General features: G+C 66.2%; 20 protein-coding genes and 1 pseudogene. 12 read left to right on the top strand and 9 right to left on the bottom strand.

Annotation, left to right across the window (positions count from 1 at the left end):
* Window positions 1-43: 43 nt before the first annotated feature.
* Window positions 44-775 carry a serine/threonine protein kinase gene (locus tag ACGFIW_RS08060; RefSeq protein ID WP_393311865.1) on the top strand — a complete coding sequence of 244 codons (732 nt, stop codon included), beginning with the start codon at window positions 44-46 and terminating at the stop codon, window positions 773-775.
* A 414-nt stretch (window positions 776-1189) separates the two neighbouring features.
* On the opposite strand, the gene ACGFIW_RS08055 is transcribed toward ACGFIW_RS08060, so the two are convergent.
* The 3 genes from ACGFIW_RS08055 to ACGFIW_RS08045 all read right to left on the bottom strand — a co-directional run bounded on the left by ACGFIW_RS08055 (window position 1190) and on the right by ACGFIW_RS08045 (window position 5012).
* Window positions 1190-1873 carry a nucleotidyl transferase AbiEii/AbiGii toxin family protein gene (locus ACGFIW_RS08055; protein WP_393311863.1) on the bottom strand — a complete coding sequence of 228 codons (684 nt, stop codon included), beginning with the start codon at window positions 1871-1873 and terminating at the stop codon, window positions 1190-1192.
* Between the two features lie 2 nt (window positions 1874-1875).
* A complete protein-coding gene (locus ACGFIW_RS08050; protein ID WP_393311861.1) occupies window positions 1876-2442 on the bottom strand; it encodes a hypothetical protein in 567 nt (188 codons plus the stop codon).
* 221 nt (window positions 2443-2663) lie between these two features.
* A complete protein-coding gene (locus tag ACGFIW_RS08045) occupies window positions 2664-5012 on the bottom strand; it encodes a DEAD/DEAH box helicase family protein (protein WP_393311859.1) in 2349 nt (782 codons plus the stop codon).
* Window positions 5013-5074: 62 nt separating this feature from the next.
* Here ACGFIW_RS08045 and ACGFIW_RS08040 point away from each other — a divergent pair, with 62 nt between their 5' ends.
* The 3 genes from ACGFIW_RS08040 (at window position 5075) to ACGFIW_RS08030 (ending at window position 8109) form a co-directional block, all read left to right on the top strand.
* Window positions 5075-5386, top strand: a complete 312-nt coding sequence (locus tag ACGFIW_RS08040; protein ID WP_393311857.1) for a hypothetical protein — start codon at window positions 5075-5077, stop codon at window positions 5384-5386.
* Window positions 5387-5392: 6 nt separating this feature from the next.
* A complete protein-coding gene (locus ACGFIW_RS08035; protein ID WP_393311855.1) occupies window positions 5393-6541 on the top strand; it encodes a hypothetical protein in 1149 nt (382 codons plus the stop codon).
* Window positions 6542-6903: 362 nt separating this feature from the next.
* The gene (locus ACGFIW_RS08030; RefSeq protein WP_393311853.1) at window positions 6904-8109 is read left to right on the top strand and encodes an IS110 family transposase; all 1206 of its coding nucleotides are present in this window, start codon (window positions 6904-6906) and stop codon (window positions 8107-8109) included.
* 213 nt (window positions 8110-8322) lie between these two features.
* On the opposite strand, the gene ACGFIW_RS08025 is transcribed toward ACGFIW_RS08030, so the two are convergent.
* Together ACGFIW_RS08025 and ACGFIW_RS08020 are read right to left on the bottom strand one after the other, a co-directional pair.
* Window positions 8323-10308, bottom strand: coding sequence for an ATP-dependent endonuclease (locus ACGFIW_RS08025; RefSeq protein WP_393311851.1), 1986 nt, complete (start codon window positions 10306-10308; stop codon window positions 8323-8325).
* 47 nt (window positions 10309-10355) lie between these two features.
* Window positions 10356-10730, bottom strand: coding sequence for an AAA family ATPase (locus ACGFIW_RS08020; protein ID WP_393311849.1), 375 nt, complete (start codon window positions 10728-10730; stop codon window positions 10356-10358).
* A 795-nt stretch (window positions 10731-11525) separates the two neighbouring features.
* Here ACGFIW_RS08020 and ACGFIW_RS08015 point away from each other — a divergent pair.
* The 3 genes from ACGFIW_RS08015 (at window position 11526) to ACGFIW_RS08005 (ending at window position 13752) form a co-directional block, all read left to right on the top strand.
* Window positions 11526-11714 (top strand): hypothetical protein, encoded by a 189-nt coding sequence (locus ACGFIW_RS08015; RefSeq protein WP_393311847.1) that lies wholly within the window; start codon window positions 11526-11528, stop codon window positions 11712-11714.
* Window positions 11715-12259: 545 nt separating this feature from the next.
* Window positions 12260-13156: an IS5 family transposase gene (locus ACGFIW_RS08010; RefSeq protein WP_393311845.1), complete on the top strand. Its 897-nt coding sequence runs from the start codon at window positions 12260-12262 to the stop codon at window positions 13154-13156.
* Window positions 13157-13356: 200 nt separating this feature from the next.
* The gene (locus tag ACGFIW_RS08005; protein ID WP_393311843.1) at window positions 13357-13752 is read left to right on the top strand and encodes a hypothetical protein; all 396 of its coding nucleotides are present in this window, start codon (window positions 13357-13359) and stop codon (window positions 13750-13752) included.
* A 138-nt stretch (window positions 13753-13890) separates the two neighbouring features.
* Here the strand turns inward: ACGFIW_RS08005 and ACGFIW_RS08000 are convergent, their stop codons facing one another.
* Together ACGFIW_RS08000 and ACGFIW_RS07995 are read right to left on the bottom strand one after the other, a co-directional pair.
* The gene (locus tag ACGFIW_RS08000) at window positions 13891-15126 is read right to left on the bottom strand and encodes an IS256 family transposase (RefSeq protein ID WP_393311841.1); all 1236 of its coding nucleotides are present in this window, start codon (window positions 15124-15126) and stop codon (window positions 13891-13893) included.
* A gap of 48 nt (window positions 15127-15174) precedes the next feature.
* Window positions 15175-16469: pseudogene (locus ACGFIW_RS07995) on the bottom strand (IS701 family transposase).
* A 318-nt stretch (window positions 16470-16787) separates the two neighbouring features.
* Between ACGFIW_RS07995 and ACGFIW_RS07990 the strand changes: the two are divergent.
* The 5 genes from ACGFIW_RS07990 (at window position 16788) to ACGFIW_RS07970 (ending at window position 21803) form a co-directional block, all read left to right on the top strand.
* Window positions 16788-17240 (top strand): hypothetical protein, encoded by a 453-nt coding sequence (locus tag ACGFIW_RS07990; protein ID WP_393311839.1) that lies wholly within the window; start codon window positions 16788-16790, stop codon window positions 17238-17240.
* Between the two features lie 39 nt (window positions 17241-17279).
* Window positions 17280-17678 carry a hypothetical protein gene (locus tag ACGFIW_RS07985; protein ID WP_393311837.1) on the top strand — a complete coding sequence of 133 codons (399 nt, stop codon included), beginning with the start codon at window positions 17280-17282 and terminating at the stop codon, window positions 17676-17678.
* Between the two features lie 39 nt (window positions 17679-17717).
* Window positions 17718-18749 (top strand): hypothetical protein, encoded by a 1032-nt coding sequence (locus tag ACGFIW_RS07980; RefSeq protein ID WP_393311835.1) that lies wholly within the window; start codon window positions 17718-17720, stop codon window positions 18747-18749.
* A 362-nt stretch (window positions 18750-19111) separates the two neighbouring features.
* Window positions 19112-20851: a hypothetical protein gene (locus tag ACGFIW_RS07975; RefSeq protein WP_393311833.1), complete on the top strand. Its 1740-nt coding sequence runs from the start codon at window positions 19112-19114 to the stop codon at window positions 20849-20851.
* Between the two features lie 10 nt (window positions 20852-20861).
* Window positions 20862-21803 (top strand): HNH endonuclease, encoded by a 942-nt coding sequence (locus ACGFIW_RS07970; RefSeq protein ID WP_393311831.1) that lies wholly within the window; start codon window positions 20862-20864, stop codon window positions 21801-21803.
* On the opposite strand, the gene ACGFIW_RS07965 is transcribed toward ACGFIW_RS07970, so the two are convergent.
* Both ACGFIW_RS07965 and dndE read right to left on the bottom strand, forming a co-directional pair.
* A complete protein-coding gene (locus ACGFIW_RS07965) occupies window positions 21790-23322 on the bottom strand; it encodes a DNA phosphorothioation-associated putative methyltransferase (protein WP_393311829.1) in 1533 nt (510 codons plus the stop codon). The genes ACGFIW_RS07970 and ACGFIW_RS07965 overlap by 14 nt on opposite strands.
* A complete protein-coding gene (dndE, locus tag ACGFIW_RS07960) occupies window positions 23319-23714 on the bottom strand; it encodes a DNA sulfur modification protein DndE (RefSeq protein ID WP_393311827.1) in 396 nt (131 codons plus the stop codon). Before dndE ends, ACGFIW_RS07965 begins: the two co-directional genes overlap by 4 nt.
* Window positions 23715-23716 lie beyond the last annotated feature (2 nt).

Raw genomic sequence — 23716 nt, 5'->3', positions numbered from 1 at the left:
TAACATCCCCGCTCTTTAAAGGTGCCCGCCTTACTCTCCCTGCGTGGAACTATCCCTGGACTCTGCGTTCGCAATCTTCGACGCCCAGGACTCCGGGTGCGTCTCCTACGGCGTCGAGGCGTCCGGGCGCCGCTGGTTCGTCAAGACAGCCGACACCGCGCCCAGTCGCCATTCCCTGCTCCGGGCTGCCAGGTTCCACGCCGCGGTCCAGCACCCGGCGATCGTGCGCCCCGAGCACGTCCTCGACGGGCCGACGCTGGTCTATCCGTGGCATGACGGCAGCGTGCTGAACCACGCCACCGTCCATGGTTCGGATCGCAGCGCACTGCACCGGTTTCAGCAACTACCCGTGCCCGACGTCGAAGCGGCCATCGACACCATCCTCGACGCACACCTGGCCATAACCGCCGCCGGATACGTCGCGGTTGACCTCTACGACGGCTGCTTCCTTTACGACTTCCACGCCCGCCGACTCTGCCTGATCGACCTCGACGAGTACCGGCCCGGGCCGTTCACCCTTGGCGCCGACCGCCTCCCCGGGTCCCGCCGCTACATGGCTCCCGAAGAATTCGTCCGCGGCGCCGTCATCGACCAGCGCACGACCGTCTACACCCTCGGCCGCACCATCCACCACCTCCTCGACTCCCCAACCGGCTGGCGCGGCTCCCACCACCAGATGCAAGTAGCCGGAAACGCCACCGCCACGACACCTGCCGACCGATACCCTGACGTGGCAGCACTCACCGCCGCTTGGCGCACCCTGCCGAATCCGTAGCCCGGAGCGCATCGTCATCTTCGATGATGTGCACGTTGTGTGCTCTCCAGCGGATGCCAACCCGAGTGAACCGGTGCCAACGCGGGGCACCGCGGCCGACCGCCGGTCGCGAACCGGGGTACGTGTGCTCGGCGTGTGGCCCTGGGCTGGGCGAACGGGGGTCCGGGGAGCGCGGGTGAACGTGGGTCACTCCCTGCCACCCCAGGTGAGCGCCAAGGTCGCTAGACTGTGCGCTCGCGCCCCCGTAGCTCAGGGGATAGAGCATCGGTTTCCTAACCCGACGCTCCGCCGGTGTCCGCAGCCCGACGACCTGCTGATTTATGCTTCCTACCTGCGTATGTCGGTCGCTTCGCGCCTTGCTGCGATCGCTTGCCGAAGATCAGCTGGAACGTTGTGGGCCCTGAGCGTGCAGGCTTAACGCTGCCGCGAGTCGGGAGCCGGGTCATCCTTGGCGGGTTCTTCCTCGTCGAGCAGTTCACGGCGCCATTCGGCGAATCGGCTACAGAGATCGTTTAGCGTTCGGCCGGCGACGCCGTACTGGGCGAAGTCGTCAGGATCGAGCAGTGCGGCTTGTCCGAGAGCGTCGGCGAAGACGCGCCGGTCGAAACCACGGTCGGCGCGCTGCGCGAGGGCGAGGAGGGCTTCGCGGGTGTAGCGACTGGATCGGAGCGCGGCGTCGATGTCGATGAAGTCCCGGGCGAACGCCCGCCCGTAGAGGGCACTCATCTTGTTCGCGACCGCGTCGTCCGGGTGCAGTACCGGTCCGATCGCCATGAGGATCGGTTCGTTGGCACGCCAGTCCACGCCGAGTTCGACCTTGGAAACCCGCACACCGTCGGTGACCGCCAGCCGAGCGAAGGTGTCGTACTGGCGCTCGGTCTCGACGGTCAGGCCGTCGTCTCGGTAGGCGTGCACGACGGCGGTGACCGCGGCGGTGAACTCGTTGCGGCGGTCCCAGGCGGTGAACAGGTCGACGTCCTCACTGGGCCGCTCGACAAGCCCGGCGGCCTGAACCGCGTAACCGCCGGCCAGAGCGAAGCCGTATCGATCGGCCGCCCCGAGCCCGGTACGGGCGAGGCGTTCGTGGAAGGGGTCCACCGCTACGCCGCGTCGCTGCGGGTCGCGGCGAGTTCGGGAAAGGTTTCCTCCCAGCGCTGGCGGAGCTGGGGCGGCAGCCAGAGGGTGGGCCAGAGCCGACGGAGGAGGTCGGCATCGAGCCAGGTGTTCAGATCCTCGACCGTGCTGGCTTCGGTGAGCACCACCTTGTACATGCTGGCCAGGCGTGCGGGCCGGTTCAGGTCGTACTCGGCGTGCCCGGACCAGTCCAGATGACGCGGCAGCGTCACCGCGCCTTCGGTCGGGCCCTGCAGTTGCGCAAGGGTTTCGGCCACCACGTAGGGCCTCCGGTCACCGTAGGGCCGGTAGTCCGCCGGCGGCTGGGGTGACGTCCGGCGCCGGCTGATGTTGGTCGCCCGCCGGACTTCCGGTCGTAGCGCCTGACGGATCGTCTCCCGGCTGTACCCGGTGACCCGCTGCAGATCCACCGGCCGCCACCCGGCCGCGTGGAACGCCCGCAGCTGCTCGTCCCGCTCGGTCAATGCCTGCGCCCGCGTCGCCTCGTAGCGGGAGACAACCGCATGCAGCTCATCCTCGGAGAACCGACCCATGCCAACAGCCTACTACGCTAGGCCCAGCACGCTTGGCTTCTTCCCCGCATCCTTGCAACCAGCGGGTAAAGCTACTGATCCCGATCGTGTTGGTGGTGACGGGCGCTCTACGTGGGCATGGGAGGCCCGCCGCGTTGGTACTGAGCGAGGCGGATCAGCCGGCGGCTTACCGCTCCCTGTTACTCGTTCTACCACGCAGTGATGATCGCGATCGGATGCGCTCATGTTCTGGTGAAGCCGAGCGCCCGGTATCCGGGCATGCGGCGTGGGAGTGAGGCGGCGAGGATAGGTGTGGCTGGGTCGTGGTAGTCGTGGACCTCGGCGACATCCTTGCCGGGCGCGGCGCGGATGACGCGGCCGGCGCACTGGACGAGTAGGCCGTCGTAGGAGATTGGGCCGGCGAGGAAGAGGGTGTCGAGGGCGGGGGCGTCGAAACCTTCACCGATGAACGGTGTGGTGCCGATGACAAGTAGGCCGTCGCCGGCCTTAGCGCCGTCGAGCCGGTCAACGATGGTCCGCCGTTCGCGGGTGCTCATCGCGCCTTGGAGCACGAGCGGCTGGTGTCCGCGTGCGGCGAACAGAGCGGTGAGTGCTTCGACCTGGGCGACCCGTCGGGCCAGCACGAGGCAGTTGCGGCCGCGGGTCAGGGCTACGGCGACATCATCGGCGATCTGGATGTTGCGGGGCTCGTCGAGGGCCAGTCGCCGGTGCACCTCGGCGAGCGCGCCGGGCGCGTCAAGGTCGACGTCGCCGGGCTGGAATGTGGTCTCGTGGATGAACAGCGCTCGACGGGGTCCGGCGTCGGCGTGCATCGCTGCCGCGAGGGTGCCTTGTTCCTCGTCGGTCAGGGTATGGCGGACGGGTCCGAGTTGCCAGGTGACGAGTTGGCCGAGGCCGTCGCGTCGGGTGGGTGTGGCGGTGAGACCGAGCCAGAACTGCGTGGCGATCCGTTTGACCGAGTGCTCGTACGCGGCGGCGCCGAGGTGGTGGCATTCGTCGACGATGACGTGCCCGTACCCCTGGGTCAGGGTGGCGACGTCGTCGCGTCGCGCGAGGGAGGGCAGCAGCGCGATGTCCACCGTGCCGGTGAGCTTGCGTCGGCCGCCGCCGAGTTGACCCGGCTTGATTCCGAGGAACTGCTCGACGCGGGTGCGCCACTGGTCGGCGAGGGCTTTGCGGTCGACGAGGACCAGGGTGGAGGTGTTGCGTTCGGCGATCACGGCGCAGGCCATGACGGTCTTGCCGGAGCCGGGCGGGGCGACCAGGATCCCGTCGTCGTGGGCGAGAAGCGCGCCGACCGCGGTGGCCTGCTTGCCGGTGAGTTCGGCGGTGAACGTGGCGTCGATTTCACTTCCGGGGTTTCGTGCGTCCGTGACGGCCAGCCGGGATCCGGCGCGCTCGACGATCGTGGCGATGGTGTGCCGCAGGCCCCGCGGGAGGACCAGGTGATCATCGAGGGTGAGGTCGTAGCCCTGGATGAAGCGTGGGGTGTCCCAGGTGGACTTGCGGAGCCGCTGCAACTCGTAGAACTTCGGGTTGACCATGGCAGCGGCGTGCTTGAACGTCGCCAGTGCGGCGGGGGTGAGCTGTCCGGCGTCGATGCTCAGCCCGGCACCAGCCTCGGCGTGGACCACCGGAGGCAGCGGAGGATGGACCTGCGTCGCGGCGGACCGGCTCATCGCGGCGACGTCGGCACCGGTGACGGCTTGCTTGGCCTGCCGGGCGACGTGTTCAGCGTCGCCGGGGCTGAGCCGGTCCAGCGTCGACAGGAACGCCCACTGGTCGGCGTACGGCTCGAGGGTGCCGAGGTCGAGGAAGGTGGTCAGTCCATCCTTGCGGCGGCGACCCTGAAGCGGTGCGGCGATGAGGTTGCCGAAGCCACCCTCGGGCAGGACGTCCTGGTTGGGAAACAGCCGGTCGTACGACCGCAGGTCCATCGACCCGCGTAGCACCATCGCCTCACGGAGAAGGACGGTGCCGAGGGACCGCGCGGTGGCCGCGGGAACAGCGCCGGTGAAGAAGATCCACACGTGGGCTCCGCGGCCCGACTGGGAGATCTCCAACGCGGCGGGCACCGCGCTGGCTCGCGCCGCCTTTACGTACGCGAGGGCGTCGAGCATCGCCGTCGGCCCGTCGAAGTCGGCCACGACGAAGTGGCAGGTATTGCCGGGCATCAGCGGGTACAGGCCCATGAACACGTCGCCGACCAGATGCACCGCGACGACCTCCGTCGTGCGGGGCAGGTAGGTGGCTCCGCGCCGGTCCATACCCTTACGCCAACCGCCGGCGACCGCGGGCATCCACCCGGCAGCACCGGTACGGGCGTTCTCCCACCGCACGGCATACACGTCGGCCCGGGCCCGGAACCGGTCGGCGAACAACGTCAGCTTGTCCCGGGTCGGCGAAGCCATGGTGACCAGCCCTGGCGGCTCCACCGGCGCGGACAACTGCTCTGGCGCCGCAGACGTGTCCTGGCCGCGCAGCTCCAGCAGACGTCCCAGCCGGGCGTTCTCCGCCCGTAACCGCTCCACCTCCCGCCGAAGATCGACGAACTCGGCCACCGAACCCATGCCGACCATCCTCGCGCATCAGGCGCCGAACACCTCGACACCGGGTCCGCTATCCTCCGCCGATGGCATCGAAGGGCAACGCCACGCTGGAGGCGATGATCGAGGAAGCCACGGTCGACACGTACAGCGACGATGAAAGGCTTACCGGCCTGTTCACCATGATCGAGGAGCATCTGGCGGTGCCGTTCACCACCACCGTCCTCGGCGTCGAGGTCACCGTGCGGAAGGTCGAGCTGGCAGCGGACAGCATCGTCGCGGTCTGCCTCCGGGGGCGCCACCGGCAGAGGATCGACCTACTTGACCTTCCGCTACCCACCCCTACGCCGGACGGCGCCGCGTGGATCGACGCCTACCGGCGCTGGGCCGGAAGGTAGGCCAGGATGAGCGAGTACCAGTACTACGAGTTCACCGCCATCGACCGGCCCCTCACCGGCCGGGAGCGGGCCGAACTGCGGTCGCTGTCGACCCGGGCCGACATCACCACCACCAGCTTCATCAACACCTACGAGTGGGGCGACTTCAAGGGCGACCCGCGCACGCTGATGGAACGGTACTTCGACGCGCACCTGTACCTGGCGAACTGGGGCGCCCGCCAGCTCATGCTGCGACTACCGAAACACGTGCTCGACCCCGCCACCGTCGCCCAGTACTCCCAGGGTGACAGCGCGTCCGCCTGGACCGCCGGCAAGCACGTCATCATCGACCTGCACGACGAGGACGAAGACGGCGCCGACGAGTGGGACCTCGACGGCCACGGCCTGCTCGCCTCGATCATCCCGGTCCGGGCCGGCCTCGCAGGCGGCGACCTGCGCCTGCTCTACCTGGCCTGGCTCCGCTGCGTACAGTCCGAGGACATCGCCGACGACGAGCCCGAACCGTCCGTCCCGGCTGGACTGGGCACCCTCGACGCGCCCCTCATCGCCGTAGCCGAATTCCTGCGCATCGACCCCGACCTGATCGCGGCCGCAGCGGCCGGATCGGAGCTGGCCGCCTCCAGTGAACCGACCGCCGCGCAACTACGCACCTGGGTCGTCGGGCTACCCGCCCGGGACAAGGACGCCATCCTGACCAACCTGATCACCGGCGGCGACAGCCACCTACGTAACCGACTGCTGCGCCGCTACCGCGACGCCCATCCCACCGACGCGTCCACCCCGACGGCCGCCCGCACCGCCGGGGAGTTACTCGCCACCGCTGCGGACCTGCGCGCCGAACGGGAACGACGCGACGCCGAGCAGCGCGAACGCGACCGGGTTCGCCGCGAACGGTCCGCCGCAGCGGCCCGGCAACGGCACCTCGACACCCTCGCGGCTGATCAGTCCGCCGCGTGGCAGCGGGTCGACGAACTCATCGCCACGAAGAAACCCCGCGAGTACGACACCGCCGTGCAACTCCTCGTCGACCTGCGCGACCTCGCCGAACGTGACCGAGACAGCGGGTTCCAACAGTGGCTGGCCGACCTACGGGCGGCGCACGCCCGCAAGCCTAGCCTGCTCGAACGCCTCAACCTCGCAGGCCTCGACACCTGACGGCATGGTTCGCCCCCCGGTGACCATCACCGAGACGCGCAAGATCGTGAACCGTCCGGCGTTCCGGCGCGACGCCTCGGACAGCCGGCGTCGGCGGCGGTGGGCTCCAGTTGTCTGCGGGACCCGCAACCGGGCATCGAGGTGTGTCGTTTGCCGTGTGGACCCGGTGGGTCGGGTGACTGTCTGGGTGTGTGCTGCCGATGTCATGGCCAGCTTGGAGTAGGACGTCCCGGCCCTCGCTGATGACCGCTGTATCAGCACTGGATGGAGACTTGCGACCGATCGCCCTTTCCGAAGTTGTGGCTACTGAACCGCGGCGGGTCCACGCCCCGTGACCAGACAACCGAAAAGGGTGATGCCCGATGGGCAGCCTGTGGGCCGGCGTCGACGTCGGCAAGACCCACCACCAGGTGTGCGTCATCGACGACGACGGCGCCGTGGTGATGTCCGAGAAGATCCCCAACGACCAGCAGGCCATCTCCGGCATCGCCGGACGGCTCGGCAAACGCCGTAAGCCGATCCGCTGGGCCGTCGACCTGCGAGGCGGACCCGCCTCGCTGTTGCTGGCGGTCCTGTTCGACCGCGGTGCGGACATCCGCTACGTCAGCGGCACGGTCACCTCGCGGATGGCGGAGGCGTTCCACGGCGAACGCAAGACCGACGCCCACGACGCTTACGTCATCGCCCAAACCCTGCGCATGCGCGGCGACCTACCCACCCTCACCCTCGCGGACGGCGTGCAGCAGCAGTTGAAGCTGCTCGTCTCCCGCCGCCTGGACCTGGTCGCCGACCGGGTCCGCATCACCGCCCGCATCCAGGACCTCCTAACCATGATCAGCCCCGTCCTGGAGAAGGCGCTCAACCTGCGCAGCAAAGGCGCGCTACGGCTCCTCGCGCAGTGGCAGACCCCCGCCGGACTGCGCCGTGCCGGTGAAGCCCGCATCCTGGACTACCTGCGCCAGCACGGCGTGCGGGCCGCCAAGGCGCTGACCGTCAGAGTCCTCGCCGCCGCGCGGACGCAGACAGTCTTCGTCGCGGGGGAGGCCACTGCGGCGGGGATCGTGGCGGAGATGGCCACCGACCTGGAAGCGGTCAACGGCCGCATCGCCGCCATCGAGGAAACCATCGCCGGCATCGTCGCCGAGCACGAGTTGGGAGAGATCGTCACCAGCCTGCCCGGTATCGGCGCCACCCTCGCCGCCGAGTTCCTCGCCCACGCTGGCACCCTCACCACCTACCCGAGCGCTGCGGCGCTCGCCGCGCACGCCGGGCTCGCGCCGATCTCGCGCGACTCCGGCCGCAGGCAGGGTCATCAGGTTCGGCCCCACCGCTACCACCGGGGCCTACGCCGGGTGTTCAGCATGTCCAGTTTCACCGCGCTGACCCACTGTCCACGGTCACGCGCCTACTACGACAAGAAGAGGGCCGAGGGAAAGACCCACCGCCAAGCCACCGCCGCCCTGTCCAGACAACGCCTCAACGTCCTCTGGGCCTGCATCCGCGACAAGACCCCCTACCAGCCGAAACAAACAAGATCAGCAGAGGTAGCGCCGTGCGAACTCGCGTAGAGACTCCGCTTGCCGAAGATCAGCAGGACAGACGTAAGCCCTGCTCAGGACCTTCTTTCGCCGTGCAATGCGTCCCTTGCCGAGATCCCGTGAAGTTGCCGCGCCGCGTCAGTTTACGGTGCCGCAAGAGCTCGGGCCAGCAGCGTGGCGAGCTTGGCTGCGCGTGCCAAGTGGTGCTGACCGACCCGGGCAATTCACTGAGCGGCGTTGGGGCTAATAGCCGGGGCCGATGTCAATGTCGGGGTCCTGGTTGGCGAGGCGTTCCTGGCGAGTGAGGTCTTCGAGCCGTTGCCGGAAAGTCGGGAAATCGCTGATGGTCCTGGTTGGGTCAGTGCGTAGTGAGAAGTCTCGCCGTAGCGCCGCGATCTTGATTCTGAGGTCGTCGTGGGCGGCGGAGTCGTCGAGGCTGCTCTCGATCTCGCGCAGGCGGCTGTCGGCGACAGTGCGACTTGCGCCGTCTTGATAGTCGTCGAGAAATCCGCGGACGATGCGTCCTATGCGCTTCTCGCGACGGCGTTGGGTTTCGCTGACTGCGGCGTCTTCGAGCAGGTCGGTCAGGTCGCTCAAGAGCGCGATGAAGTTGTCCTCCAGGGTCTTAACCTCTGCTGGACGTCGACCGTCACGTGGGATGTGGTTGAGATAACTGACAACTTCGCGGGCGAAGCCGACCTTGTCGATATTCGCGTCGAAGGCCTCGGCGAAGCTGTCCTTCAGGCAATCCCACAACGGGCGGCCTGATTCGAGTCTTGTCTTGAGGCCCGTTTCCTTCAGTTTGGCGGCGTCCTCGTCACTGAGTCCTAGCAGTCGGGTGGCGTAGTTCCGCGCGGCGTAGACCGCGATGCGTGCAGGGATAAGATCCTCGATCTCGGTCACGTCCCCGGACTTGGTGGAAGCGGCCACCTTGATGTCATCCGGTGCCGATGCTGCGCGTTTGGTGGCCCAGGTGTCAAGGCAAACGACGAACTTCGGGTCGAGGACCGGCTTGCGGTTCGCCTCGCTGCGCCTCAGTTTGCCGACGGCCCTTCGGCCGGCGTCGTCACCGTCGAGGAGCGCTACGCACGGGGGCTTGATCGGGTCGCGGCCGCGGGCGAGGTAGGCGATGTAGGGGACGCTGTCGGCGCTGCCGGCGGGCACGATCGTGACTTCGTTGAGGTCCAGCATCCGGGCGACGTCGGGCCGCCGGACGCGCAGCGCGTTGGACATCCCGGCCAGCATCACTTGGTCGGCGGATCCTTCGACGATGAGGTTCTTGCCACCGATGAAGGCGGTCTCGGCCACGTAGCTGTCCAGGGAGGAGCGCAGGGGCTCGTAGTGGGTGCGGGCGACGTCCCTGACTACGCGGGTGCCTTCTTCTTGAGCGCCCTTGTCGAGGACCCGCAGTCGATCCGCGGCGTTCTTGTTGATCAAGAAGGGTGAGTGGGTGACATAGATGACCTGGTCCGTCCGGCGTCGGTCGTCGGGAATCGCGAAGTTCTCCAGCACGCGCAGGAGGTCCTGCTGGCCGGAGTTCGACAGGTAGGCGTCGGGTTCATCCATGAGCAGGATCTCGTCGCGGTCCTCGGCCGGCCGGTGGGCCCGGAGCTGAACGAAGTAGGCGAGGAAGTGCGTCAGACCCCGGCTGCGTTCGCCGAAGGAATACTCCGCCCCGGTGCGGTCGCGGATGGTGAACACGAGCTCCCGCTCTCGGGTGGTAACGCGGAGTTTGAAGTCGTTGTCCTGGCTCCACCAGCGTGACAGGTTGAGGTGTCGCGCCAAGCTCTCATTGATTTTGCCCTCAAGGCCACTGACTTCGCCCTCCTTGCCTTCGTTGATGGCCTCCTGGAGCTCCTTGAAGATGCTCTCGTCGATGCGGGCGACATCGACGAGCAGTTTCTTGGCTAGGGCTTGCGCGTTACGTTGAAGTGCTTGCTCGCGGCTGTCCGCCGTCGAGGTCGGGCGACGGAAGAACGACCACAACCGCCGGCCCCACGCCGTTGTGTCGGCGTCGTCGTCGGCATCGATTTGCTCGGCGGCTTCCAGGAACTCACCACGGAGGCGGCGGTCAGCGAGGTTGCCCAGCCGGCCACCCCAGAGCGACGCGATCGGCACGCTGTCGGGAACGGCGATGCTGGTGGAGAACCGTAATACCTGCGGCAAGATGCCTTCGAGCGCCTTCACCTCGGCCGGGTCGTCAAGCTCGACGATGGTCTCGTCCGCCACGATGAAGGGAGGCCCTTCCCCGGGCCGCATGAACAGGAACGTCTCGCCTACCGCCTGGTCACGTCGAGTGTCGCCAGCAACTCGGACTCCGCCTGTCGGGTGACCATGAAGACGGCGCCCACGTCAGGTATCCGGACTTCGTCGGTCTCGACCGAGAACAGCTGCGAGTAGCGACAGAAGTCGCTACGCGTCACCTCGCGCTCACCCATGACGCACTCGATGGCGTCCAGCAGGTGGCTCTTGCCCGACTCGTTCGCTCCGACGATCGCGGTGATCTGGGGGTCGACGTCGAGGCGCACATGGGGATACCAGCCCTCCGGCAGGATCTCCCACGTCGCACGCTGAGCCTTTTCGTTCGCGCGGCGCTCATAGTCGAAGTTGAAGGACTTGAAAAACCTGACGTACACCCGCGTGAGGCGCACCGGCCCTCCTCGGCATCCCATGTGTGACCTGGCACCACACGCCAGCCACGTGCGAGAAACTTAGCCGCGGCGTACGACAGAAGGGCAGAGCTGCCCGTCTCGGGCCCCCGCCGGATCGATATGTGGTCGATGGTGGCAGCGTGTCCCGACTTTGCCCGGTCGGGCGGGTGCATAGGCTTGCGGCGGAGGTATGGGCGGCGCGGCGCCGGGTACGAAGCCGTGGGTGGCAAGCTGGAGTGGGACGGGGCTGAGGAGCTCGGCGAAGAGCCCTCGTTGCAGCGCGCGGCGTTGGAATTTGGGTGCTTCGATTAGTCGGCCGTGATCGGCTCATCTGGGGTGGTAGTGGTGCAGCCGGGCCTGCGGCAAGGCAGTTGACAGAGAAAGCTTGGCCCGGCCCGGTTAGCTTGTGGGAGCGCCGCGGACTGGCGAATGACGGTGGCGCCCGTCTGCTTGTGTACACCGATGCCCGCCTTGCTGGTCAAAGGTGCGTAAGCCGCGAATAAGGAGCCCCGGCCGACGTCCAGAGTAGGTGTGGCTGAGGCACCGGAACGCCGGCCATGCCGACACCAACGTTGGTGCTGCGGGGATCCTTCGGTCGTGCCCCCGCCTACGGAGGCTGAGGACAACGAGGGGCTTGGCCCTTGAGGCAGTCCCAGCACCTTCCGGCGGCCTGGGCCCCCGTTGGTTAAGTCCTCTTTGCTGAACACGCAGACATATTCTCAGGGCCGGTGGGGATACAGGAGCGGAGACGAATAAACCGCCAGACTATGAACGAGATTTGGAGGGATAACAGCCATGAGCGAGAAGTCCTGGACAGTTGAGCAGCTTCGCGCTGAGGTTGAGCGTTACGAGCGGGCGATTCGCCAAGCTGACATGACCGAGGATACGGTGCAATCGTATGTGAGCCGGGCAAACCGATTCATCTCTTGGCTTGGTCACGACTGGAAACCCTATCGCAATGAATATCAGCACTTGCACAAGTGACATTCCGAGTGCCACGGATCCTGGGCCGCGCGGTACGAGGTGTTCCGCCACTGGCGCAGCGATGGGAACTGGGCGAAGATTCTTGACCGCGTGACAGGTGGTGGCCGACGTGGTTGGGCCGATCACCTGGGACATGTCGGTGGTGCCTGTCACGCCTGCGTCGACAGTATCTCCCCCGGCGGGCATCCTGCCGAGGGTGCGGACATAGACGGGTCGTACGACAGGTTCGGCCGCGGCGACGCTATCGGCGTTACGAGTTCTCCGCCAGTTGGGCGCGGATGTTCGCTGCCGATCCAGTTCGAGGGTGGCTGACCAACGCGCCGGGTTCGTGGGAGGACGTTGTCACCTGCTCGGACGGCCCGGCGGCCGCGGCCATCGACAGGACGGAAATCTCAGACACGAAGTCGAACTTGCGTCTAGGCGGTGTTTCGTAGGCGTCGTTGTTGGGGCGTGGCGGTGGTCGCTAATTGAAGAGGTCTCCGGTAGTTGGTTCAGCGACCAAGCTAGAACTTCACACCGGAGACCTCGTGCCGAGCGTAACGGCAGTGAGGCGACATGACCTGACCGACGTGCAGTGGGCGGTGTTGGAGCCGTTGCTGCCTGCCGGGATGGGTCATGCTCGGCCGCGCAGATGGACCATGAGACTGATCATCGACGGGATCCGGTGGCGGGTCCGGACCGGATCGCCGTGGCGCGACGTGCCTGCGGAGTACCCGCCGTGGCAGAGCTTGTATCGATGGTTTCGGCGGTGGCAGCGTGACGGTGTCTGGGCGCAGATCCTCACCTCGTTGCAGGCCCGGGCGGACGCGGCGGGGTTGGTCGGCTGGACGGTGAGCGTGGACTCGACCATCAGCCGCGCCCACCAGCACGCGGCGGGAGCCCGCCGCGACGGCCAGGCGCAGAAGGAGCCTCCTGGTGGTGTGCAGGCCGAGCCGGCCGATCACGGGCTCGGCAGATCGAGGGGCGGCTGGAGCACCAAGACCCATCTGGCCTGCGAGCAGGGCCGCAAACTGATGGCCCTGGTGGTGACCGCCGGACAGCGCGGTGACAGCCCACAGTTCATCCCCGTGCTGGCCAAGGTCCGTATCCCCAGAGCCGGTGGTGGCCGGCCACGCACCCGCCTCGACACCGTGCTGGCCGACAAGGCGTACACGTCCAAGGCCAACCGCGCCCACCTGCGATCCCGGGGCATTCGCGCGTGCATCCCGAGCAAGGCTGACCAGGACGCGCACCGCAAGGCCAAAGGATCCCAAGGCGGGCGTCCGCCCGCCTTCGACCCCGACGTCTACCGCCTGCGTCACGCCGTGGAGTGCGGCATCAACCAGCTCAAACAACACCGCGCCATGGCCACCAGATACGACAAACTCGCCGTGCGCTACGAAGCCACCCTCACCATCGCCGCCATCAACCAATGGCTTCGTGCCCTACGAAACACGGCCTAGCGCACCAGGGCGGTAGGCAACCGGGTCGGACCGCCTCACCAGCCGCCGCCCTGGGTGATCGGCGCTGTGCTACCAGCGGTGTGGGAGTGAGCTCCAGGAAGAGCTTCAGTGGGCGCCGGTTCGGTCGCTTGCTCCGACCGGGATGCCATTACAGCCGTGTCCAGCTCCATCGAGTACGCCGTGCCCCTTACTGTCGGGTGGTGCAGCGATGGGATTCGCTCAATGAGCGGCAGCTCGACCTGCTTCGCCGGATCCACGGCGGTAATGCCCTCAGCGGCCCGGATGGCGTCGAGTATCGCCGGTCGGCGCGTGCGCTCCAGGACCGGGGCTTGGTGACGGTGACACGCAAGGCAGGGGTGTGGAGGGCGTGCTCTACCGACGCCGGTCGCTTCTACGTTGAGCATGGCCACCATCCCGATCATCCCGACCACCGCGCTTCCCTCCCGCGGTCCGAGACGCCGGCACTCGGCGGCATCGCCGGCGGCGCTTCGTCGGAGGACCTGCTGCGATCGGCTCGCGAACTGCTCGACCGCCTACAGCTCGAGGGCGGCATGGTCCGTATCGAGAGTCCCGACAGTGCAACGCGGGCCCGGTAGCGGCGGATCATTCTCGCGTTCAAGCAGGAGGGACTTGTGCCATCGGGTCACCATCTGCGCCACACTGGCCGTGACGCCGGGGAGGTCACGTCCGCGCTGGTGGTGTAGGAGACGGCCATCGCGGGATCCGGTTTGATGTTAGGCGGCGATCGGGGTGGGGTCGGCCTGGCCGGTGTCGTGTTGGTCGATGATGAGGCGGGTTTTGGTGAGGATCTCCAAGCCCATGTAGCGGCGTCCTTCGGTCCATTCGTCGGTCTGTTCGGCCAGGACCGCGCCGACGAGGCGGATGATCGCCGGGCGGTTCGGGAAGATCCCGACGACGTCGGTGCGGCGGCGGATCTCTTTGTTCAGGCGTTCCTGCGGATTGTTTGACCAGATCTGGCGCCAGATCTCACGCGGGAAACCGGTGAAGGCCAGGAGGTCGTCGCGGGCGTCGGCGAGGTGTTCGGCGGCGGCCGGGAACTTCGCCTCGATGGTGCTCACGACTCGGTTGAACTGGGCTCGCACGGCGTCGGCGTCGGGTTGGTCGAAGATCGTCCGCACGAGGGTCGCGATCCATGGCTGCGCGGACTTGGGCACCTTCGTGAGCAGGTTGCGCAGGTAGTGGGTGCGGCAGCGTTGCCAGGTGGCGCCGGGCAGGACGGCGCCGATCGCGCCCACAAGAGCGCGGTGGGCATCAGAGATGACCAGTTGAACACCGGTCAGCCCGCGGGCGGTCAACGAGCGTAGAAACGCCAGCCAGCCAGCGCCGTCCTCGTCGGAGGCGACATCAAAGCCGAGGACTTCGCGTTGACCGTCCGCGTTGACCCCCACCGCGACCAGCGCGTGGACGTTGACCGTCCGCCCGGCCTCGCGGACCTTCATCGTCAACGCGTCCATCCAAACGAACGCGTAATACCCCGAGTCCAGCGGCCGGTTGCGGAACGCCTCGACCTGCGCATCCAGGTGCGCGGCCATCTCCGACACCTGCGACTTGGACAGCTGCTTGACGCCGAGTTGCTCGACCAGCTTTTCCACCCGGCGGGTCGAGACCCCGAGCAGACAGGACGTCGCCACGACCGAGACCAACGCCTGCTCAGCCCGCCGGCGATGAGTCAGCAACCAGTCCGGGAAGTACGACCCGCTGCGCAGCTTCGGCACCGCGAGGTCGATCGTGCCAGCTCGGGTGTCCCAGTCCCGCACCCGGTAACCGTTGCGGGAGTTCACCCGCGTCTCGCTGCGCTGCCCGTAATCAGCGCCGCAGATCGCATCCGCTTCGGCGGACATCAACGCCTGCGCGAACGTCTTCACCATCGCCCGCAACACATCCGGCGACGCGCCCTCGATCTGCTCGCGCAGCAGCTCAACAGGGCTCACACTCTCAGATGCGGCCATCGCGCATCACACTCCTTCACTCGGACTTAGTACTGCAACGGCAGTTGGTCAGGGGTAGCCGTGTCGTCGGTAGTGGCAGGTTCGGGCTTGGTGTTGGCGTCGTCGGCGCCAGCGGGACCAGGCCCAGACGTGCTCGGGTGGGTGGGTTGATCGCACTATGAGTGCGGTGAGCAGTCTTCGGATCTCCGGTACGGTGTAGCCGATCATCATGTCGTCGCCGGTGCTGGATCCCCTTTTGCGGTAAGGGATCGGGCCACGGAGAGCCAGGCGTGGGCGGCCATGGACAGGGTGATGTGGGCGTACCAGGCTCGCCAGTCGCGGACCTGGTATTCGTCGAGGCCGGCTTCGTTCTTGGCCTGCTGGAAGCACTCCTCGATCGCCCACCGTGCTCCCGCGATGCGGGCCAGGTCGAGCAGGCGGGTGCGGCGGGGTCCGTAGCAGACGTAGTAGGCGATCTCCCCGGTCGTCATGCTCCGGCGGGCGAGGAGCCAGTGTCCGCGGCCGGGCTGCCAGCAGATCCGCACTGGCACCCGCGCCCACCAGTACTCGCGCGGGCCGTGAGCGCCCGCGCCGGCGGACAGCCGGCACCACGCCCGGGCCGGCAGCGCGGCGATGAGTTGGTCGGCGCGGGCGGTGCCCATGCTGGTGGTGATCATGTCGTCGTTGCGGCGGGTCGCGACCACATAACCCACATCCCGTTGTTCCAACCAGACCCGCAACGACTTCGACTGCCCGTAGGCCTCGTCCATCGTCACCCACCCGACCGGCACCCCGGCGTCGAAGGCTCGACCCAGCATGTCCCGGGCCATCTGGACCTTCGTGGCGAACTGCACCTCGTCCGGGATCCCCGCGGCCCGGCACCGATCCCGGTCATCGGTCCACGACGCCGGCAGGTAAAGCTGCCGGTCGATTAGCGCGTGGCCCTTCACGGACCGGTAGGCCAGGAACGTCCCGACCTAGCAGTTCTCCGTCCGACCAGCAGTGCCCGAATACTGCCGCTGCACCCCGGCCGACCGGGTGCCCTTTTTCAGGAACCCGGTGTCATCGACGATCAACACACCAGCCCGGTCGCCGAGATGCTCGACCACGTAGTCCCGCACATCGTCACGGACCGCGTCGACGTCCCAATCCGCCCACCGCAACAACCGCTGCATCCCGTCCGGCGACACATCCCCGGCCTGCTCCGCCAAGGTCCAGCCGTTCTTCCGGCCCAGGCCCGAGACCAGCCCGCACAGGTACTGACGCGCCCGCCGCCGCGGTTCCGACCGCCGAAACCTGGGCCCGATCCGGGCATGCAGCCGGTCCAACTCCCCATGCCACTGATCGACATCAACGTCCGCCACAGGCAGACCAACGAACACGAACCGAACTCGATTCGCCTACTGCCGTTGCAGTATTAGCCGTCTCGAAGGATCGCGCGGTGGCCGTCTCCTATCTACCCAACACGCCCATCACGGGCAAGTCGTACACCACTCCCGTGGACGCAACCCGCCGGGGACATCGTCATCCGCCTGTACACCGACGCCGGTCCGGACGAGACCGACTGGAACCGGATCCGGCTCAACACCCGACGTGTCACCACCGACCCGCACCTGGCGTTCAGCGCCCTCGAAGCCGATCCGACCAACCTCGCCGTCAGCCCGGACTCGCTGCCCCGGGCGTTGCTGCTGATCCAGCAGCTCGCCGGCGAGGCGGCCCGGCGTGGGCACCGGCTCGGGGTCAACACCAAGGCGAAACACCCGCGGGTGTTCCTCCAAGCCGGGCAGGTCCGACGCACGGTCACCCTGACCGAGGAACGCGACCACGTCCCGCACGAACCCACCGCCGAGGAGCTGAAGGTGATGCGCCTGCGGCCGTGGATGAAACCCCCGGAGTTCGATGTCGTCGACTCCGGCAGGCTCCGTCTGGAGATCGCCCGAGCCGGACACGACAACCGGGACACCTGGACCGACACCCCACGCGTACGTCTGGAACAGCGCGTCGCGCAGATCATCCAAGGGTTCGAGGCTGGCGTCACCGCCGACGAACAGCAACGGCGGGCAGCCGAAGCCGCGCGAGAGAAGGCCGCGATCGAACACCGGCGGCGGCAGGAGGAAGCAGCGGCCGAGCGCTGACGGCAGGAGGAGGCCACCCTCGCCCACTGGCACGCCGCAATGGCCGACGCCCGCGGCCGGGCCGCAGACACCATCCGCGCGGAAACCTTCCGCAACGCCTACCAGGCATGGACCACCGCAGCTGACATCCGCGCCTTCTGCACCGCCCTCGAACAAGCGGCCGAGCGGCGGACCGGCGCCGGCGAGTACCTCACCAGCTGGGTCGCATGGGGCAGGGCCGCCGCAGACCGGATCGACCCCACCCGCAATCCCCGCGTGCTGGCTGACATCAACTACAACCCCGAACCCGGACCCGACGACCTGCGCCCGTTCCTCGGTGACTGGAGCCCCCACGGACCACGCAAGGAGCACCGCCCTGATCACGACCGGCAGGCCCACGCCGGCACCCGCCGACAGGCCGAATCGTGGCACCACGGGCTGCTCGACAGCGGCGCCTGAAGTGCGTCGACACCTCAACCGCCACCACACTCCGGCCGAATGCGCACGAGCCTGCGCCGGGACCCGTCGCCATCGCGGCGCCAACCCGCCAGCACGACCCGGAACCACGCAACAAGCGACGCTTACCCGAAGGACAGCTGGATGAGAACCGACCCCTCCCGCTTCACCATCGGCGACGAATGGGCGTACCGGCAGTCGGACCACGCACCGTCCGAACGCGTCCGCATCCTGGCCGTCGAGCCGAAGAAGACCAGCGCCCGCCTCGAGATCAGATTCCTCGACGACCCCGACGAACGGGTGGAGAAGGCCCCAAGGTCGCGGCTGCGGGTGCCGTGGAGCGAAGTCGGGACCTTCGACGCGCTGATGGCGAACTGGCAACGCATCGACGATCTCAGCCTCGACCGCACAGAGGAAGCCTGCGTCGAGGAGATCTTCGGCCTCTTGATCAGCGATGACGTAGCCGAACTGCTCTGGTCCCCGGTGTCATGCGCCACCGACATCCACGACAGGGCCCGGCTGAGCGAGATCATCGACGGCCCGATCAACGACATCCTCGCCTCGGCCCAATGGTTCGACCACGACGGCCGGACCACCCGGTCACCGGCCGGCACCCTCCAACTGGTCGAGGCCGCATGCCACGCCCATCCGACCCAGGTCCTCGACCTCGTCATCGAGCAGGAAGCCCAGTCCCGCCACAAATGCAAGTTCGGCGATGAGCACCGCGTCGGCCGCGACAGCCGGTCGACGACACCGGAATGGGAGTACGACTGGTACCGCCGCCACGACCGGCCCCGCCACGAACTACTACGCCAGTGGTGCGGCCACCGGGCAGTCACCCACCACGAACGGTTCCTCGCCGCCGAAGCCGAAACCCACCGCCTCGACATCCTGATAACCGACCTCCTCAAGGCCCTGGACACCCTCGGCGAACACGAACAGGCCGCCCGGTTCGCCGAGGAACACGAACGCGACCGCATCACACCCCACACGATCCGCCCCGTCGTCGAACGCCCCCTACACCCCTCCGAGATGCCCGTGCGCGAGATCAAGGTCAGGAGCCGCTGGTGGTGAACGCCCCTGCGCGGTATGGACCGTGATGTTGTCCCCGCGCTGAGCGGGCAGGGCAGCGACTGTGACGGCCCGCCGATTTGGGGCCGATGGGTTACTTGCCCGATTGCCTTCGGGCACCAAGAGCAAGCTCGACCTTTAACCATGGTTTGCACAGATAAGCAAGCAGTTGCCGGTGGCGCGGCGGCGGCGTGGCCTCCAAGCGACATCGGGCATTGCGGGGCGCCCTCCGCGCACTGAAGTCACGACCGTGGGCTATGTGGACGCGACACGGCGGTTTTGGGATGCTGGGGGGCAGGTTTACTCGGAGGCACCTGCAGTGGTGAGGTTGTCGGCACCGTCCCGTGGCCAGAGGAGCAAGTTCGTTGCCTGAGTACCGATACCCCGCGTACCGCACCTACCAGGCGGATGGCGGAAAGCCGTTGGTGTTGTTCTCCGCGCCGGCGGTCGACATCGATAAATGGGCGGGGGTTCCGCAGCGGCTGCGCGTCGAGGGCCACGAGAACATCGGTTTCCAGCGGGACAAGACGGACGACCGCGTCGATGAGATCGCAGCCTTTTTTAGTGATCCGCGCAATGTGGTTCAGAACCCGCTCCTTGCCGCACAGCAGGACCTTGCCAACGTCTCGTTCGAGCGAGGGGATGGTGGCAACGAGCAGACTCAGTTCGGTGACATCGTCATCCGGACTGACGGCCTTCGTGAACAGTCCATGCTAGAGCTTCTCCAAGGGCTCGCGGCACACCTGCGGAATCGCTTCCCGCATCTAGCTGATCGGACGCCGGAGGATGAACGTATTGCGGACTTGATCACCCAGGTCCAGAGCGACTACGGGCACCGGCTGCCGAGTGAAGCCGGCGACTCCACCCTCGAAGGAGAAGATCCGGACGATAGCCAGGACGACGATGACAAAGAGGCTGCCGGACAGGGCCCCGACACCGGACCTAACTGGAACGCTGCAACTATGCTGTCCGAGAGCACCAACCTCACGGACTTCTATCTTGAGGTCTTAGCCCGACTTGAGGTGCTGAGGCGCACGGGGCTCGACGGTGCTGATGACGAGTTGCTCGGATTCCACAGGGATGCGGTGCTGGCGTATCTCCTGCCTGTTGTGTTGGTCGATGGACAGCATCGCCTACGCGGAGCCGTCAAAGCGGCCGAAATCAAGGCTAACGACGACGCCAATCAGGATCGCGTGCTCGCATCCCTCGAGGAGGGCGTCGCGCCTGCAAACGTCAACGAGATGATCCTGCGGGAACAGTCTCGCCGTCTCCCGGTTTCTCTCCTGATGGATCCAAGTCCGGCTGAACACGTCTTTCAGTTCGTGGTGGTGAACCAGAAGGCGACGCCGTTGTCGGACGCTCTGCTGGGAACCATCGTCGCGACGAGCCTCGGCGATCATGAGGTTGAGGAGATCGGGCAACGCCTCCGAGACGCCAAGATCAAGTTCGATGACTCTCGGGCAATCGCGTATCTGACCCGAGACCCGAACAGTCCCTTTTATGGTCTCGTCAAGACGGGTGTCAACGATGACCGGAACGTTTCCCTTCAGTGGAGTGTGCTCCGCGGTTTGATCAGAATCTTCCGGGATCTGACCGGAGGTCGCCAGTACGGTCTCAAAAATGACCATGCCGCGCTGTGGTGCAAGAAGTGCCTACCCCAGTCTGAATATGTGGCGGGCGCCACCACGCAGAGAGAACGTAAGAAGATTTGGGGTGCGTCGGAGGGGCCATGGCTGGAGGTTTTTGCACACTTCTACACGCGCGTACGCGACGACTTCGCCGATACGGATCCGGCAGCGCCAAATGCATGGGGAAGCACGAGGGACAGCAATCTTTACAACAAAGTAAGCCTTACTATCCTTGCTGCTGATTTCTTCAAGTTCCTACACAACGCGAGAAGAACCTTGAGTTCGCGTGCAGATGTCGACGCGGCTTTTAATGACTGGATTAGCCCCGAGAGGGGCCGTAAATACTTCAATCGCCATTGGGAGTTTAATGGCTACAAAAAAGACAACGACCGAGTGAAGAAGGAGTTGGCGACACTCTGGTTTGAGTATCGAGAGAACCCGGACCGACTCCCTCCGCTGAGTAACTTTCAGTTCTAGGTCGGCGCTGGTGAGCGTGGCAAACCTCGTCGCCTTCCTTCAGAAGGCGGTCGAGGTTAACAAATCTAAATGGTCCGGTGATGTTGTTGACTCGCTAGCCGCCTTCACTGTGCCAACACGCGTCTATGGTCCGAGGGAGGCGCTGCTCAAGGCCGACATCGCTAGCGCCTACGCGCGCTGGTTCCTGGATGGGCTGGTCGATCCGGCGCGGTACGCGGCCGACACCTCACTAAGTTTCAGCGACCTTGCTTCGCGCCTTCGGCCCGGTGTGCTCGACCTTCTGCACGACGTGCCGCGTGAGGAGGCAACAGACGCCTGGAAGGAGTTGAGCAAGTTAGCGTGGCGCGAGGTAAATGCACGTCGACTAGCCGCGCGTGCTCGAATGTCCAAGCCTATCAGGACCGAATTATGGGAGTCGATGAGCCGCCCTCACTGTTATCTGTGTGGATTTCGCTTCAGTGCGGCAGCCAGGGACAACTTCATCGCCGGTAGGACTCGTCGCGCGGTTCCCGCCCCGGTGCTCACCGATTTTGTCCGGGCGAGAGTGAAACCTCGGCATGTCAGTATCGAAATTGACCATGTGCTCCCTTTGGCGGACGGAGGTAGCAACGACCTAGACAACCTGCGATTGGCGTGCGGATGGTGCAACATCGCGAAGGGTCGTTACACCAGCATCTACGACACTCAATCGTGGTCAGATCAGTTTTGCCACCCGGCGCTCGGCTGGGTAACCATTCCGCGCCCGCTGTGGACGTTGCGTGTAGTGAGCCTTCGGCACAAGTGTGAGAACCGGGATTGTGGAGCCGACCTAGAAGATGGTGAGTTGCGCATCGCCCCATGGTTCGAACATGGAGCACTCACGCCGCCCAACATGAAGGTTTTCTGTGCGGTTCACGACACGTGGAAGGCGTACCGGTTCGTCAAGCGAGAATTGCTGGTCAATCGGTTATAAACTGCACGGGCGCCGTCACAACGCATGCTGCGTTGGGTGGGTTAGACGACTCTTTTAGCTCTGCTGAACTATCTGCTGGCATGGCGGCGGTAGAGACGATGCCCACGAATCTGTACACCAACTTCTCGCAGTGTTGCTTCCCAGCCCTGAGCGTACCGATGCGCTCGGGGTGTGCGTACAGGCCATTGCGATTTTCGGAAGCCGTTAGACGCTCGTATTGAAGGCGGCGGGGATGGTCAGAGGCGAGAAACTCCTCTTTGCGATGCAGCAGCGGAGGGTTATCGACCCGCCGGTAGTCACGGAGGTCGATTGCCAGTTTACGCAAGTTGACGATAACCGATCGTGCAAGGACGGGGTGCGGATCGGCATCGAACGTGGGATAGCTGAGATAGGAGACGACGGGCTGACCTCGATGTAGCTTCACCAGGTTCGCGCCGGGCACGGCGCCTACGAAAGTGTTGGCGCATCCTTCGAGGACTCGCAGCAAGGGCGGGAGGTGGCCCAGTGCCGAGCTGTGGACGTAGAGGGCGCTGGGGGTCAGCTTCCCGACGGGCGAGGCGCAGATGGCCAGGTCGAGGCGTTGCTGCTGGCCGGTGGTGATGAGGAGGTTGTCGGCCCGGGTGCACCATTGTTTGTAGGTGCCGAAGAACTCTCGCACGTCGTGCTGGACGGGCTTGGGTAGGTGGGTGAAGGGTGGCCGTTGGTCGAAAAGTGCGAGGGCTGCGTACACCAGGAGGTCTTCGGCGCGGTGGAGGCGGTGTTGCTCCCACTTCTCCGCTCCGGTGGCGTTGACGATAACGGCGTGGGCTCGCGCGATACTTCCCAACTGTCGCTTGATCGCATCGGCCTCGGGTAGTTCTCCGGCCCGAGGAAGGCGTCCTCGTTCGGTGAGGAAAGTGATCAAAGGCGTTAACAGCACTTTGTGATCGTCGAAGAGTTGGGTGCTGACCCAAGGCGTGGGGGTTCTTGCGGTCCGGCGGACACGATCGATGAGTAGTGACTGGGCATCTGCCGGGTCGCGGAACACGTACATGACGCCCGGGCCGGCTGCGAGGGTTGGGGCGGCGAGGGTGGACTCCACCCATGCACGCAGCTCCTGCTGGGTGTAGAACTTTTGGAATGTTCCGGCCGTGGTGAGGATCCCATCGCCGACCGCCCGCCCGTTCAACCCTTTGGCGTCCCAGACGAGCCGGGCGGACACGATGAGGACCTTTCGAGCCAGAGCCCATGCTGAGTGAAGGACTTCCGCGCGTTCGACGGGGTCCTCGATGACGTTCAGGACGTAGCCGAGGTTGACGACGTCAGCGGCACGCCGCTCGGCCTCGCGGCGATGGCTGGGATCCCAGCCGGAGCAGCTGATGCCGAGTTCGGTGAGGCGCTGAAGGTCACCGCCGCGTCCACATCCGTAGTCGAAGACTGTCACGTCGGTGTGGACGATCGCGTCGTCGACGGCGGTGGCCAAGGGCCTCGACAGCGATAGCCTTGTCATCGCTGTCTTGTGCCGGGCGATGGGGGTCATGCGGCCTTGGCGGATCGGGTTGCGTCGAGGTTGATGAGGTCGGCGATGGTGCGTAGCTGCCGATCGCCGGCGAGGTAGCCGATTCCTCGATGGAGGTGTAGACGGAACTGCTGCGCGAGGTTCTCGTCGTCCAACGGGATGCCGTCGCGGTGACAGCGAACCCGAAGCAGCGCCCACAGCAGGCTGCCGTGTGCGCCGGCGAACGTACGCCAGTTCATCTCGACGTTGCTGTCGGTGACGATCTTCGCGTTCGGCGGGATGGTGGGCTCGGCGAGTGAGCGAACAAACGCCCACCGGCACAGGACGTTCCACTGGGTGAGGTTGGTACGCCGCTTGAGAGTGATGAGTTGATCCTTGGCGGTCTGGCTCAAACGGATGTGTTCGATGGTCATCG

The organism is Micromonospora sp. NPDC048935, assembly GCF_043197875.1.
Taxonomy (GTDB): Bacteria; Actinomycetota; Actinomycetes; order Mycobacteriales; family Micromonosporaceae; genus Micromonospora.
Note: the sequence above shows the minus strand (reverse complement) of the source record. Positions and strands in the feature narration are given on the sequence as shown.

Bases quoted from the DNA above. Each gene is read 5' to 3' on its own strand.
- ACGFIW_RS08050 (WP_393311861.1), bottom strand. From the start codon at position 2,442: ATGGGTCGGTTCTCCGAGGATGAGCTGCATGCGGTTGTCTCCCGCTAC.
- ACGFIW_RS08045 (WP_393311859.1), bottom strand. From the start codon at position 5,012: ATGGGTTCGGTGGCCGAGTTCGTCGATCTTCGGCGGGAGGTGGAGCGG.
- ACGFIW_RS08040 (WP_393311857.1), top strand. From the start codon at position 5,075: ATGGCATCGAAGGGCAACGCCACGCTGGAGGCGATGATCGAGGAAGCC.
- ACGFIW_RS08035 (WP_393311855.1), top strand. From the start codon at position 5,393: ATGAGCGAGTACCAGTACTACGAGTTCACCGCCATCGACCGGCCCCTC.
- ACGFIW_RS08030 (WP_393311853.1), top strand. From the start codon at position 6,904: ATGGGCAGCCTGTGGGCCGGCGTCGACGTCGGCAAGACCCACCACCAG.
- ACGFIW_RS08015 (WP_393311847.1), top strand. From the start codon at position 11,526: ATGAGCGAGAAGTCCTGGACAGTTGAGCAGCTTCGCGCTGAGGTTGAG.
- ACGFIW_RS08000 (WP_393311841.1), bottom strand. From the start codon at position 15,126: ATGGCCGCATCTGAGAGTGTGAGCCCTGTTGAGCTGCTGCGCGAGCAG.
- ACGFIW_RS07985 (WP_393311837.1), top strand. From the start codon at position 17,280: ATGGCCGACGCCCGCGGCCGGGCCGCAGACACCATCCGCGCGGAAACC.
- ACGFIW_RS07980 (WP_393311835.1), top strand. From the start codon at position 17,718: ATGCGCACGAGCCTGCGCCGGGACCCGTCGCCATCGCGGCGCCAACCC.
- ACGFIW_RS07965 (WP_393311829.1), bottom strand. From the start codon at position 23,322: ATGACCCCCATCGCCCGGCACAAGACAGCGATGACAAGGCTATCGCTG.
- dndE (WP_393311827.1), bottom strand. From the start codon at position 23,714: ATGACCATCGAACACATCCGTTTGAGCCAGACCGCCAAGGATCAACTC.